The organism is Streptomyces sp. NPDC020958, from assembly GCF_055562175.1.
The window spans coordinates 24,121-37,214 of record NZ_JBVHFU010000023.1 but is presented as its reverse complement, the minus strand read 5'-3'; the positions used below and the strand labels follow the sequence as shown (position 1 = coordinate 37,214).

At 69.0% G+C, this 13,094-nt stretch carries 12 protein-coding genes; 9 read left to right on the top strand and 3 right to left on the bottom strand.

The genetic code is table 11. The features are described from left to right. Positions 1-62: 62 nt before the first annotated feature. Positions 63-1,682 (top strand): MFS transporter, encoded by a 1,620-nt coding sequence (locus ACZ3KP_RS38265; protein ID WP_467505438.1) that lies wholly within the window; start codon positions 63-65, stop codon positions 1,680-1,682. Positions 1,683-1,904: 222 nt separating this feature from the next. Further along, complete coding sequence (locus ACZ3KP_RS38260; RefSeq protein WP_467505436.1) at positions 1,905-2,195, top strand: small hydrophobic protein; 291 nt, start codon at positions 1,905-1,907, stop codon at positions 2,193-2,195. Here the strand turns inward: ACZ3KP_RS38260 and ACZ3KP_RS38255 are convergent. Both ACZ3KP_RS38255 and aceE read right to left on the bottom strand, forming a co-directional pair. Beyond that, entirely contained in the window at positions 2,192-2,998 is an 807-nt protein-coding gene (locus ACZ3KP_RS38255) for a potassium channel family protein (protein ID WP_467505434.1), read from the bottom strand. The genes ACZ3KP_RS38260 and ACZ3KP_RS38255 overlap by 4 nt on opposite strands. A 142-nt stretch (positions 2,999-3,140) precedes the next feature. Further along, positions 3,141-5,888, bottom strand: a complete 2,748-nt coding sequence (gene aceE, locus ACZ3KP_RS38250; RefSeq protein WP_467505432.1) for a pyruvate dehydrogenase (acetyl-transferring), homodimeric type — start codon at positions 5,886-5,888, stop codon at positions 3,141-3,143. A 433-nt stretch (positions 5,889-6,321) separates the two neighbouring features. On the opposite strand from aceE, the gene ACZ3KP_RS38245 reads away from it, so the two are divergent. The 6 genes from ACZ3KP_RS38245 to ACZ3KP_RS38220 all read left to right on the top strand — a co-directional run bounded on the left by ACZ3KP_RS38245 (position 6,322) and on the right by ACZ3KP_RS38220 (position 10,889). Next, the gene (locus ACZ3KP_RS38245; protein ID WP_207921612.1) at positions 6,322-6,759 is read left to right on the top strand and encodes a DUF3052 domain-containing protein; all 438 of its coding nucleotides are present in this window, start codon (positions 6,322-6,324) and stop codon (positions 6,757-6,759) included. Positions 6,760-6,896: 137 nt separating this feature from the next. After that, positions 6,897-7,355 (top strand): peroxiredoxin, encoded by a 459-nt coding sequence (locus tag ACZ3KP_RS38240; protein WP_358970782.1) that lies wholly within the window; start codon positions 6,897-6,899, stop codon positions 7,353-7,355. 171 nt (positions 7,356-7,526) lie between these two features. Further along, positions 7,527-8,102: a TerD family protein gene (locus ACZ3KP_RS38235; protein WP_132886572.1), complete on the top strand. Its 576-nt coding sequence runs from the start codon at positions 7,527-7,529 to the stop codon at positions 8,100-8,102. Positions 8,103-8,220: 118 nt separating this feature from the next. After that, positions 8,221-8,796, top strand: coding sequence for a TerD family protein (locus ACZ3KP_RS38230; protein WP_467505429.1), 576 nt, complete (start codon positions 8,221-8,223; stop codon positions 8,794-8,796). A 107-nt stretch (positions 8,797-8,903) separates the two neighbouring features. Continuing rightward, complete coding sequence (locus ACZ3KP_RS38225; RefSeq protein ID WP_467505427.1) at positions 8,904-10,043, top strand: DUF475 domain-containing protein; 1,140 nt, start codon at positions 8,904-8,906, stop codon at positions 10,041-10,043. A 108-nt stretch (positions 10,044-10,151) separates the two neighbouring features. Continuing rightward, entirely contained in the window at positions 10,152-10,889 is a 738-nt protein-coding gene (locus tag ACZ3KP_RS38220; RefSeq protein WP_358970775.1) for a TerD family protein, read from the top strand. Between the two features lie 46 nt (positions 10,890-10,935). Here the strand turns inward: ACZ3KP_RS38220 and ACZ3KP_RS38215 are convergent, their stop codons facing one another. After that, positions 10,936-11,736 (bottom strand): TerD family protein, encoded by an 801-nt coding sequence (locus ACZ3KP_RS38215; protein WP_467505426.1) that lies wholly within the window; start codon positions 11,734-11,736, stop codon positions 10,936-10,938. Positions 11,737-11,913: 177 nt separating this feature from the next. On the opposite strand from ACZ3KP_RS38215, the gene ACZ3KP_RS38210 reads away from it, so the two are divergent. After that, positions 11,914-13,086 (top strand): HpcH/HpaI aldolase/citrate lyase family protein, encoded by a 1,173-nt coding sequence (locus ACZ3KP_RS38210; protein ID WP_358970768.1) that lies wholly within the window; start codon positions 11,914-11,916, stop codon positions 13,084-13,086. Positions 13,087-13,094 lie beyond the last annotated feature (8 nt).

The window sequence follows — 13,094 nt, the reverse complement described above, 5'->3', positions numbered from 1 at the left end:
GACAGTTACTGACTAGTGAAATTGTTTGTCAACTGTCAGTGGCTGTCACTAGCCTCGAAAGCATGACTAGTCAGACCACGCTCGACGCGACGGGGTCGGGGGACAAGGCGTCGGCAGCCCCGTCGCAGCAGCCGTCGGCCTCCGGCCTGCGCGGCCATCCCTGGTTCACCCTGATAACCGTCGCCGTCGGCGTCATGATGGTGGCCCTCGACGGCACCATCGTGGCCATCGCCAACCCGGCGATCCAGAAGGACCTCGGCGCCACCTTCGCCCAGGTGCAGTGGATCACCAACGGCTACTTCCTCGCCCTCGCCGTCTCCCTGATCACCGCGGGCAAGCTCGGCGACCGCTTCGGCCACCGGCAGACCTTCCTGATCGGCGTCGTCGGCTTCGCCACCGCCTCCGGCGCCATCGGACTGTCCGACAGCATCGGCCTGGTCGTCACCTTCCGCGTCTTCCAGGGCCTGTTCGGCGCGCTGCTGATGCCGGCCGCGCTCGGCCTGCTGCGGGCCACCTTCCCGGCCGAGAAGCTCAACATGGCGATCGGCATCTGGGGCATGGTCATCGGCGCCTCCACCGCGGGCGGCCCGATCCTCGGCGGTGTGCTGGTGCAGCACGTCAGCTGGCAGTCGGTGTTCTTCATCAACGTGCCGGTCGGACTGATCGCCCTCGTGCTCGGCGTGGTCATGCTGCTCGACCACCGCGCGGAGAACGCCCCGCGCTCCTTCGACCTGCTCGGCATCGGCCTGCTCTCCGGTGCGATGTTCTGCCTGGTCTGGGCCCTCATCAAGGCGCCGACCTGGGGCTGGGGCGACGGCAGGACGTGGTCGTTCCTCGTCGTGTCGGTGCTGGGCTTCGCCCTCTTCTCCTTCTGGGAGACGAAGGTCAAGGAACCGCTGATCCCGCTCGGCCTCTTCCGCTCCGTGCCGTTGTCGGCCGGTGTGGTCCTGATGGTCCTCATGGCCATCGCCTTCATGGGCGGCCTGTTCTTCGTGACCTTCTACCTGCAGAACGTGCACGGGATGGACCCGGTCGACGCCGGTCTCCACCTCCTCCCGCTCACCGGCATGATGATCGTCGGCTCCCCGCTGGCGGGCGCCGCGATCACCAAGCTCGGCCCGCGGATCCCGCTGGCCGGCGGCATGGCGGCCACCGCGATCGCCATGTACGGCATGTCCACGCTGAAGGCGGACACCGGCAGCGGGATCATGGCCGTCTGGTTCGCCCTGCTGGGCCTCGGCCTCGCGCCGGTCATGGTCGGCGCCACCGAGGTCATCGTCGGCAACGCCCCGATGGAGCTCTCCGGAGTGGCCGGCGGTCTCCAGCAGGCCGCGATGCAGATCGGCGGCAGCCTCGGCACGGCCGTCCTCGGCGCCGTGATGGCCTCCAAGGTCGACAACGACCTGCCGGGCAACTGGGCCGACGCGGGGCTGCCGAAGCTGACCTCGGCACAGCTGGCCCAGGCCTCGGAGGCGGTCCAGGTCGGGGTCGCGCCCATCGCCAAGGGCACGCCCGGGGCCGTCGCCGCGAAGATCACCGGTGTCGCCCACGACACGTTCATCTCCGGGATGAGCCTGGCCTCGCTCGTCGCCGCGGGCGTGGCGGCGGTCGCGATCCTCGTCGCGCTGCTCACGAAGCGGGGCGAGAACGCGGACAGCGGCGCCGGCGTGGGCCACATCTGACCCTGATTCAGGCGTGGTTCACCTATCAGGGTGACTCCGCTCAAGATCCCTCGCGTTCGGCACGCGCCGCAGTTCACAGTGGGTCACGTCCTCCGCAGGGCATGGGGGACACCCGGGCCGCGGCGCGCTGCTGGAGGGGGGCAGCGCGCGGGCAGGTCTGCGGACGCGGAACAGGGGTACCCGGTCATCACACCCGAACAGTCCATGAGGACAGAGGAGTTGATGATGGCGAGCTTCGGCCAACGAACACGCGGGTACCCCCGTTCACGTGGCCGCACAGGTACACGGGAAGGGCTGGACCGTGGGACGCTGGGCATCATCGGCACGATCTGCGCCGTCGCCGGCTTCTTCACGTTGGGGATCATCCTGGGCCCGGCCGCACTGGTGTGCGGCTGGCTCTCCATGGGCCGGGCGTGGAACCCGAAAAGCTCGATACCGGCGCTGGTCGCGGTGGTGCTGGGCGCGATCGACACGCTGCTGGCGCTGCTGTGGCTGGGCGGGATGTCGCTCTAGCGTGCGGCCCGGTGGGGGCCGCCCGCGCAGCGGCACCCCGCCGGCGCCGGTGAGCGCACCGCCGCCACCTCGGCCCCCACTCCGCTCCGCAGCGCGGCCACCTCGGCCCGCAGCGCCCGTACCTCCTCGGCCAGCGCCGTGATCGCCTCGGTCTGCCGCCGTTCCTCGTCGTCGTCCTTCTCGAAGCGCGCGATGAACCACGTGGCGATGTTCGCCGTCACCACACCGAGCAGGGCGATCCCGGACAGCATCAGGCCCACCGCGATCATCCGGCCCAGCCCGGTCGTGGGCGCGTGGTCCCCGTACCCCACGGTCGTCATCGTCGTGAACGACCACCACAGGGCGTCACCCAGCGTCCGGATGTTCCCGTCGGGCGAGTCGCGCTCCACCGACAGCACGGCGAGCGACCCGAACATGAGCAGACCGACGACCGCGCCGACGACGTACGTCGTCAGCCTGATCTGCTCGGCCATCCGGGCCCGCCGCCCCACCAGCGTCAGCGTCGCGACGAGCCGCAGCAGCCGCAGCGGCTGGAGCAGCGGCAGCACCACCGCGCACAGGTCTATCCAGTGCGTCCGCACGAACTCCCGACGGCGTGGCGTCAGCGTCAGCCGTACGAGATAGTCGGTGGCGAAGGACCCCCACACCACCCACTCCGCCGCCGTGCACGCGGACGTCAGCACGTGACCCGCGGAACTGTCCACGATCGGCAGCGCGTACGCGACGGCGAAGGCCACCGCGAGCGCCAGCAACGGCCGTTGGGTCCACTGCTCCCAGCGCACCTGTGCGGACTGTCGCTCCATGGAGGCATCGTAGGCGTCGTCAGCGCCCCGCCGGGGGCGCTGGGGGCACCCCCGGCCGGAGGCTGGGGGAGGAACTGCGCGACCAGCCATGACGTCGCCGCAGTTCCCCACCGCCCGTTCCGGCCGGGGCCGAACGCGGCGGTTACGCGTCGCCGCCCGCCACGCCCGGGTGCGCCGCCGTCACGTCCAGCAGCTGGTAGCGGTCGATGGCCTGCTTGAGCACCGAGCGGTCGAGCTTGCCCTCACGGGCCAGCTCGGTGAGCACCGCGACCACGATCGACTGGGCGTCGATGTGGAAGAACCGGCGCGCCGCGCCCCGCGTGTCGGCGAAGCCGAACCCGTCGGCGCCCAGCGACTGGAACGTGCCCGGCACCCACCGCGCGATCTGGTCCGGAACCGATCGCATCCAGTCGGACACGGCTACGAACGGACCTTCGGCGCCGCTCAGCTTCTGCGTCACCCACGGCGTCCGCTGCTCCTCCTCCGGGTGCAGCAGGTTGTGCTGCTCGCAGGCCACGGCCTCGCGCCGCAGCTCGTTCCAGGAGGTGGCGGACCAGACGTCGGCCTTCACGTCCCAGTCGGCGGCGAGGATCTGCTGCGCCTCGACCGCCCACGGGACCGCCACGCCCGACGCCATGATCTGCGCCGGGATCGTGCCCGCCGTGCCGGCGCTGATCCGGTGCACGCCCTTGAGGATGCCCTCGACGTCCACGTCGGCCGGCTCGGCCGGGTGCTGGATCGGCTCGTTGTAGACGGTCAGGTAGTAGAAGACGTCCTCGCCGTGCGGGTGCTCGGCGTCGCCGCCGTACATCCGGCGCAGGCCGTCCTGGACGATGTGCGCGATCTCGTACCCGTAGGCCGGGTCGTAGGCCACGCAGGCCGGGTTCGTGGAGGCCAGCAGCTGGGAGTGGCCGTCCGCGTGCTGGAGGCCCTCACCGGTCAGGGTCGTACGGCCGGCGGTCGCGCCCAGGACGAAACCGCGCGACAGCTGGTCGGCCATCTGCCAGAACTGGTCGCCGGTGCGCTGGAAACCGAACATCGAGTAGAAGACGTACACCGGGATGAGCGGTTCGCCGTGCGTGGCGTACGCCGAGCCCGCCGCGATCAGGGACGCCGTACAGCCCGCCTCCGAGATGCCGTCGTGCAGCATCTGGCCGGTCGGGGACTCCTTGTAGGCGAGCAGCAGATCGCGGTCCACGGCCTCGTACTGCTGGCCGAGCGGGTTGTAGATCTTCGCACTCGGGAAGAAGGAGTCCATGCCGAAGGTCCGGTACTCGTCCGGTGCGATGAGCACGAAACGGCGGCCGAGTTCCTTGTCCCGCATGAGGTCCTTGAGTAGGCGCACAAAGGCCATGGTGGTCGCGATGGACTGCTGGCCGGTGCCCTTCTTCACGGTCGCGTACGCCTTGTCGTCCGGCAGCACGAGCGGCTTCGAGCGCACCACGCGGGTCGGGACGTAGCCGCCCAGGCCCTTGCGCCGGTCGTGCATGTACTGGATCTCTTCCGAGTTCCGGCCGGGGTGGTAGTACGGCGGCGGGCCGGACTCCAGCTCCTTGTCGGAGATCGGCAGGTGCAGCCGGTCCCGGAAGCCCTTGAGGTCGGCGACCGTCAGCTTCTTCATCTGGTGCGTGGCGTTGCGGCCCTCGAAGTTCGGGCCCAGCGTCCAGCCCTTGATCGTCTTGGCCAGGATGACCGTGGGCTGGCCCTTGTGCTCGGTCGCCGCCTTGAACGCCGCGTAGATCTTGCGGTGGTCGTGGCCGCCGCGGCCCAGGTGCAGGATCTGGTCGTCCGTCATGTTGGCGACCATCGCGCGCAGCCGCTGGTCGTCGCCGAAGAAGTGCTCCCGGATGTACGAGCCGGACTCGGTGGCGTACGTCTGGAACTGCCCGTCGGGGGTCGTGTTCATCTTGTTGACCAGGACGCCGTCGCGGTCCTGGGCGAGCAGCGGGTCCCAGGTGCGGTCCCAGACCAGCTTGATCACGTTCCAGCCGGCGCCCCGGAAGACCGACTCCAGCTCCTGGATGATCTTGCCGTTGCCGCGCACCGGGCCGTCGAGGCGCTGGAGGTTGCAGTTGACGACGAAGGTCAGGTTGTCCAGGCCCTCGCGGGCGGCGATGGACAGCTGGCCGAGCGACTCCGGCTCGTCCATCTCGCCGTCGCCGAGGAACGCCCACACGTGCGACTTCGAGGTGTCGGCGATCCCGCGCGCGTGCATGTAGCGGTTCATCCGCGCCTGGTAGATCGCGCCGATCGGGCCGAGGCCCATCGACACCGTCGGGAACTCCCAGAAGTCCGGCATGGAGCGCGGGTGCGGGTAGCTGGAGAGGCCGTCCGGGTACTTCGACTTCTCCTGGCGGAAGCCGTCCAGCTGGGCCTCGCTGAGCCGGTCGAGCAGGAACGCGCGCGCGTAGATGCCGGGGGAGGCGTGCCCCTGGAAGAAGACCTGGTCGCCGCCGAGACCGTCGTCCTTGCCGCGGAAGAAGTGGTTGAAGCCGACGTCGTAGAGGGACGCGGAGGAGGCGAAGGTGGCGATGTGGCCGCCGACGCCGATGCCCGGCCGCTGGGCGCGCGAGACCATCACGGCGGCGTTCCAGCGGGTCGCGTTGAGGACCTTGCGCTCGATCTCCTCGTTGCCCGGGAAGAACGGCTCGGCCCGGGTCGGGATCGTGTTCACGTAGTCCGTGCTGCGCATCTCGGGCACGGCCACCCGTCGCTCGCGCGCCCGCTCGATCAGGCGGAGCATCAGATAGCGGGCCCGTTCCCGGCCGCGCTCGTCCACGGCGGCGTCGAGCGAGTCGAGCCACTCCTGGGTTTCCTCGGGATCGAAGTCAGGAACCTGACTCGGAAGGCCGCCAATGATGATCGGGTTGCGATCGGATCCGGAAGCCACGCTGTTCCTTACCTGTCAGAGGGTCACTGAGTCTCTGTTGTTCCCTGTTTTTGGCTGTTTTCCTGTGCTTGGCCTGCACCGCTGTCCATCGTCCACCCCGGGGCGGTGCACGTCATCTCTACCGCGAGGTAACTCGGGACCGGCCAAAACGCAACGATACGCCCGGGGTGTGACGCGCTTGGCAAACTCGTTCGACCGTCGTGTGTGAGGATGATTCCGAAAGGTACATTGCGGGCAAAAGGGAGTGGTGTGTGTCACAGCCGTTCGCGATACGGTGCCGGGAGTTGCGGCGACACGGCCGGGATCGTCACCGTTTCGGCGGTCCGGACGGCCGGGTACTTGCGCGATCCGCCCCGCCCGTGTGGACTACGGCCAATGCTTCGCGCACGCGCGTGGCTGAGTTCATCACCAAGACATGATCAGGAGGCAACCCGTGAGCGCGACCGCGGACCACGCGGAGGAGCGGACCACCCCTGCCGTCAGGCTGGGGTTCCAGCCAGACCAGGTGGTCCAGGAGATCGGCTACGACGACGACGTCGACCAGGAGCTCCGCGAGTCCATCGAAGAGACCATCGGCAACGAGCTGATGGACGAGGACTACGACGACGTGGCCGACGCCGTGGTCCTCTGGTTCCGTGAGGACGACGGCGACCTGACGGACGCGCTGGTCGATGCCCTCGGCTTCCTCGAGGAGGGCGGCTCGATCCTGCTGCTGACCCCGAAGACCGGCCGCGACGGATACGTCGAACCGAGCGACATCGGCGAGGCCGTGACGACCGCCGGCCTCTCGCAGACCAAGAGCGTCAGCGTGGGCAAGGACTGGAACGGCAGCCGGCTGAACACGCCGAAGGCCGCCGCCAAGAAGCGCTGAGCCCCGCCGGCGTCCGGACCGGCCACCCGGTCCGGCCGCCGGCCCGCCGCCCTCGGCCGGGCCGGTCCCGGTCGTCCCGTGGGGCCGCGCATAGGGTGTCACCACCCGAACAGGCCCTGACGAAGGGATACAGCGCGATGGCGATCCAGGTCGGCGACAAGGCGCCCGACTTCGAGCTCAAGGACAACCACGGCCGGACCGTGAAGCTGTCCGAGTTCCGAGGCGAGAAGAACGTGGTGCTGCTCTTCTATCCGTTCGCCTTCACGGGTGTGTGCACCGGCGAGCTGTGCGAGCTGCGCGACAACCTGCCCAGGTTCGAGGACCGCGACACCCAGCTGCTCGCCGTCTCCAACGACTCCATCCACACCCTGCGTGTCTTCGCCGAGCAGGAGGGCCTGGAGTACCCGCTGCTCAGCGACTTCTGGCCGCACGGCGAGACCTCGCGCGCCTACGGCGTCTTCGACGAGGACAAGGGCTGCGCCGTCCGCGGCACCTTCGTCATCGACAAGGAGGGCGTCGTGCGCTGGACCGTGGTCAACGGACTCCCGGACGCCCGGGACCTGAACGACTACGTGGCCGCGCTCGACACCCTGTAGGCCGGGACGGCCCCACCGCTTCCCCTAGGGGGCGACACGGCCGACACCCGGGAATTCTTCGGGGTCCAGGGCCTGCGAGCGGTGGGAACCCGTCACTAGGATCGAATCGTTGATCCGGTATCCGAAGCACGACGGGGGCACCCCGCCCCTGGACACCACATGGGAGGACTCGTGGGAGTCAGCCTCAGCAAGGGCGGCAACGTATCGCTGACGAAGGAGGCCCCCGGTCTGACCGCGGTCCTCGTCGGTCTCGGCTGGGACGTGAGGACCACCACCGGCACCGACTTCGACCTGGACGCCAGCGCGCTGCTGCTGAACGCGGCCGGCAAGGTCGCCAGCGACCAGAACTTCGTGTTCTTCAACAACCTCAAGAGCCCCGACGGCTCGGTGGAGCACACCGGCGACAACCTCACCGGTGAGGGCGAGGGCGACGACGAGGTGATCAAGGTCAACCTGGCCGCGGTCCCGGCCGACGTCGACAAGATCGTCTTCCCGGTGTCGATCTACGACGCCGACAACCGCCAGCAGTCCTTCGGACAGGTCCGCAACGCGTTCATCCGCGTCGTCAACCAGGCGGGCGGCACCGAGATCGCCCGCTACGACCTCTCGGAGGACGCCTCGACCGAGACCGCGATGGTCTTCGGCGAGCTGTACCGCAACGGCGCGGAGTGGAAGTTCCGTGCCATCGGCCAGGGCTACGCCTCGGGTCTGCGCGGCATCGCCCAGGACTTCGGCGTCAACGTCTGAGGCAGCAGAACGCCCCGGGGCGTTCGAAAGTCCGCTCTGTCCGGCGCCGCACCGTTTACGGGCGGCGCCGGACGCGCAGGACAACCGGAGAACCACCGCTAGGGGAGGACCAGCAATCATGGGCGTCACGCTCGCCAAGGGAGGCAATGTCTCCCTCTCCAAGGCCGCACCGAACCTCACCAACGTCCTGATCGGACTCGGCTGGGACGCCCGCTCCACCACCGGCGCCCCCTTCGACCTGGACGCCAGCGCGCTGCTGTGCCAGGGCGGGCGGGTGCTCGGCGACGAGTGGTTCGTCTTCTACAACCAGCTCAAGAGCCCCGACGGCTCGGTGGAGCACACCGGCGACAACCTCACCGGTGAGGGCGAGGGCGACGACGAATCGATTCTGGTCGACCTTCCGAAGGTGCCAGCCACCTGCGACAAGATCGTCTTCCCGGTCTCCATCCACATGGCCGACGAGCGCAGCCAGACCTTCGGCCAGGTCTCCAACGCGTTCATCCGGGTGGTCAACCAGGCCGACGGCCAGGAGCTCGCCCGCTACGACCTCAGCGAGGACGCCTCCACCGAGACCGCCATGATCTTCGGCGAGCTCTACCGCTACCAGGGCGAGTGGAAGTTCCGAGCCGTGGGTCAGGGGTACGCGTCAGGGCTGCGGGGCATCGCGCTCGACTTCGGCGTGAACGTCTCGTAGCCGCTCCGCGGTCCGGATGTGGGGCCCGCGGGACCCGTAGGACACCGGCGCCCTCTAGACTTCGGTCAACAGTGAGTAAAGCCGAGTACACGATGATTGGGTAGCCAGTGCTTCTGAAAACCTTCGGCTGGTCGTTCGCGATCACCGCGCTCGGCCTGGTCGCCGCGGTCTTCTACGGAGGCTGGGAGGCCTTCGGCATCGTCGCGATCCTCGCCGTCCTCGAGATCTCCCTGTCGTTCGACAACGCGGTCGTCAACGCCGGAATCCTGAAGAAGATGAACGCCTTCTGGCAGAAGATCTTCCTCACCGTCGGCGTCCTCATCGCGGTCTTCGGCATGCGGCTGGTGTTCCCCGTCGTCATCGTCGCGGTCACCGCCAAGATGGGCCCCATCGAGGCCGTCGACCTCGCGCTCAACAACAAGGACCGCTACCAGGAACTGGTCACCGACGCCCACCCGGCGATCGCGGCCTTCGGCGGCATGTTCCTGCTGATGATCTTCCTCGACTTCATCTTCGAGGACCGGGACATCCAGTGGCTGCGCTGGATCGAGCGTCCGCTGGCCAAGCTCGGCAAGGTCGACATGCTGTCGGTCTGCATCTCCCTGATCGTCCTGCTGATCACCTCCTTCACCTTCGCCACCCACGCCCACCAGCACGGCGGCGGGCACGTCGACAAGGCGCAGACGGTCCTGATCGCCGGTATCGCCGGTCTCATCACCTACCTGGTCGTCGGCGGCCTCTCCGGCTTCTTCGAGGACCGCCTGGAGGCCGAGGAGGAGCGCGAGCACGAGGAGGACGAGGAGGCCGAGCGCACCGGCAAGAAGAAGTCGGCGGTGCTGCTGGCCGGCCAGGCCGCGTTCTTCATGTTCCTCTACCTGGAGGTCCTGGACGCGTCCTTCTCCTTCGACGGCGTGATCGGCGCGTTCGCCATCACCAACGACATCGTGCTGATGGCCCTGGGTCTCGGTATCGGCGCGATGTACGTCCGGTCGCTGACCGTGTACCTGGTCCGGCAGGGCACCCTGGACGACTACGTCTACCTGGAGCACGGCGCGCACTACGCGATCGGCGCGCTGGCGGTCATCCTGATGGTCACCATCCAGTACCAGATCAACGAGGTCATCACCGGTCTGGTCGGCGTCGTCCTGATCGGCTGGTCGTTCTGGTCCTCGGTGCGGCGCAACCGGCGGCTCGCGGAGGCCGAGGGAAAAGCGGGGTCGGACGAGAGGGCTGAGGTCTCCGTCTGACCGACCGAAAACGGGGTGTGACACCCTTCTGGACGAGGAACGCTCTGTTCGGGGCGATCGACACGGTCGGTCGCCCCGAGGCGTCGGCAGGAGTCACTGGGGGCGGGAATGGGTTTCTTCGACGGACTGCTGGGCGGAAGGGCGGCCGAGTTCGACTCGGGCAGCGCGGCGTCCAACTCCATCGAGCTCACCAAGCGGCACCAGCAGGTGTCCCTCACCAAGCAGGGCGCGGCCACCGGCAACCTGCGCGTCAACCTCACCTGGCGGATGCGGACCTCGGACTTCGACGGGGAGCAGCGGGAGAGCCTGTTCCGGCACCCCTTCAAGGCGCTCAGGCCGCCCGAGGTGATGGGCCACGGCCAGAGCATGGTCAACGTCGACCTCGACCTCGGGGCGCTGTACGAGCTGTCCGACGGCACCAAGGGGGTCGTACAGCCGCTGGGCGGCCTGCTCGGGGACGTGAACGCGCCGCCGTACGTCAAGCTCAGCGGTGACGACCGGTTCGGTTCGGCGTCCGGCGAGACGATGTACGTCAACCTGGACCACCGGGACGACATCAAGCGGCTGCTGGTGTTCGTCTACATCTACGACCAGACGCCGGCGTTCGACCGCACCCACGCGATCGTCACGCTGTACCCGAGCAACGGACCGCGGATCGAGATCGGCCTCGACGAACGGCATCCGCAGGCGCGGTCCTGCGCGGTGGTGATGATCGAGAACGTCAAGGGTGAGCTGGTCGTCCGGCGCGAGGTGAAGTTCGTGTACGGGTTCCAGGGAGAGCTGGACCGGCTCTACGGGTGGGGGCTGCAGTGGGGCCGGGGGTACAAGGCGAAGGCGGACAGGTAGCCCCGCGGACAGGCGGCCACGCGGACGGGCGGCCCGGCAGGCGTCCCTAGCGTCCGATGAACTGGGGGCCCTGGGGCGGCAGCCGGAAGTCCGGGTTCGGGACCGTCGGTACCGGGATCGGGTCCGGCGGGGGATAGCCGTAGCCCGACTGGGGCGGCTGCTGCGTGTACGGGGACTGCGGGTAGCCGTAGGTCGGCTGGGCCGGCGAGGCCGGCTGGGGGTAGCCGTAGGCCGGCTGGGCGGGGACCGTGGTCGGCTGCTCGGGGGGCAGCGGCTGGGACGCCGACGGCTCCTCCGTCGGCTCCGACTCGTCCACCGAGATGCCGAAGTCCGTGGCCAGACCCTTGAGACCGTTGCTGTAGCCCTCGCCCAGCGCCCGGAACTTCCAGCCCTCGCCCCTGCGGTACAGCTCCCCGCAGATCAGGGCCGTCTCCGCGCCGGTCTCCGGCTTGATGTCGAAATGCGCCAGCGCCTCGGCGTCCGGGGCGCTCGCGTCGTACAGCAGGATGCGCAGGGCGGGTACGTGTTCGAACGGGACACCGTCCGCCGACGCGACCAGGAGAATTCGGCCGACACTGGACTCGACACCGGGCAGATCCGTCTGGATCGTGTCGGTGAGGCCCTCGGCCACCCGCTTCTTGCCGAGCCGCCAGACCTTCCCGGAGGGGTGCCGGGGCTGGTTGTAGAAGACGAAGTCCTCGTCGGAGCGCACCCGTCCGTCGGGCCCGAGGAGCAGCGCCGAGGCGTCGACGTCCGGTACGTCCTGCCCGGGCGTCCAGCGCAGCACGGCCCGGACCGTGGTGGCCGCCACCGGGACGTTCGACCCCTTCAGCATCGCGTGCGTCATGCGGTCATCCTGCCCTCTCGGTCCTGGTCACGACAACGCGGGGTGGCTCGCGAACGACACAGCCGGGTTACCTGAAGTTCATGCCCGCCGGGAACCCCGGACATGGCTTTGTACGTACTATTACCGGCCAGCCTTTACCAATTCCACAGGCTCAGCACACCACCACGGGGGAGCTCCATGCGTCATTTCGGGCACGTCGCCCCGGAGGTGCGCCGGCATCTCTTCCACCAGGAGCCGTGCGCCTTCACCGCCGACTCCCCGGCCCGGCTGCTCTCCGCGGCCCTGGGCGCCACGCTCTACAGCCCGGCGACCCGGCCGCGACTGGCCGACGACATCGTCAAGCAGGCGGCGCTCGGCGTGGTCTCGATGGTGCTGTGCCTGGAGGACTCCATCGGGGACGAGGACGTCCCGGCGGGCGAGGAGAACCTCGTCCGGCAGTTCGCCGAGCTCGCCGAGCGGGAGCGGGCCGGGACGGAGCTGCCGCTGCTGTTCATCCGGGTCCGCGACGCCGAGCAGATCCCCGACCTCGTACGGCGCCTCGGCGGCACCGTGTCGCTGCTGTCCGGGTTCGTGTTCCCGAAGTTCACCGAGGAGCGCGGCATCCCCTTCCTCCAGGCCCTGGAGGACGCCGAGGCGAGCAGCGGACGCCGGCTGTTCGGCATGCCCGTGCTGGAGACGCCCGAGCTGATGTACCGGGAGACGCGCGTGGACGCCCTGGAGGGCATCGCCCGCGTCGTCGGCAAGTACCGGGACAGGGTGCTGGCCCTGCGCCTGGGCGTCACCGACTTCTGCTCCTCCTACGGGCTGCGCCGGGCGCCCGACATGACCGCCTACGACGTCCAGATCGTCGCCTCCGTCATCGCCGACGTGGTGAACATGCTGGGCCGCGCCGACGGCACCGGGTTCACGGTGACCGGGCCGGTCTGGGAGTACTTCCGGGTCCCCGAGCGCATGTTCAAGCCGATGCTGCGCTCCAGCCCGTTCCTGGAGGGGCAGGCCGTGGAGCTGCGCGAGCGGCTCATCGAGCACGCCATGGACGGTCTGCTGCGGGAGATCTCCCTGGACCAGGCCAACGGACTGCTCGGCAAGACCTGCATCCACCCGTCCCACGTGATCCCCGTGCACGCGCTGTCCGTCGTCAGTCACGAGGAGTTCTCCGACGCCCAGGACATCCTGCGGCCGGAACGCGGCGGCGGGGGTGTACTTCGCTCGGCCTACACGAACAAGATGAACGAGGTGAAGCCGCACCGCGCCTGGGCCGAGCGGACCATGCTCCGCGCCGAGGTGTTCGGCGTCGCCAACGAGGACGTCGGCTTCGTGGAGCTGCTCGCGGCCGGGATACCCGGGTGACGGGCCCT

Bases quoted from the DNA above. Each gene is read 5' to 3' on its own strand.
- ACZ3KP_RS38265 (WP_467505438.1), top strand. From the start codon at position 63: ATGACTAGTCAGACCACGCTCGACGCGACGGGGTCGGGGGACAAGGCG.
- ACZ3KP_RS38260 (WP_467505436.1), top strand. From the start codon at position 1,905: ATGATGGCGAGCTTCGGCCAACGAACACGCGGGTACCCCCGTTCACGT.
- ACZ3KP_RS38255 (WP_467505434.1), bottom strand. From the start codon at position 2,998: ATGGAGCGACAGTCCGCACAGGTGCGCTGGGAGCAGTGGACCCAACGG.
- ACZ3KP_RS38240 (WP_358970782.1), top strand. From the start codon at position 6,897: ATGGCGATCCAGGTCGGCGACAAGGCGCCCGACTTCGAGCTCAAGGAC.
- ACZ3KP_RS38230 (WP_467505429.1), top strand. From the start codon at position 8,221: ATGGGCGTCACGCTCGCCAAGGGAGGCAATGTCTCCCTCTCCAAGGCC.
- ACZ3KP_RS38220 (WP_358970775.1), top strand. From the start codon at position 10,152: ATGGGTTTCTTCGACGGACTGCTGGGCGGAAGGGCGGCCGAGTTCGAC.
- ACZ3KP_RS38215 (WP_467505426.1), bottom strand. From the start codon at position 11,736: ATGACGCACGCGATGCTGAAGGGGTCGAACGTCCCGGTGGCGGCCACC.
- ACZ3KP_RS38210 (WP_358970768.1), top strand. From the start codon at position 11,914: ATGCGTCATTTCGGGCACGTCGCCCCGGAGGTGCGCCGGCATCTCTTC.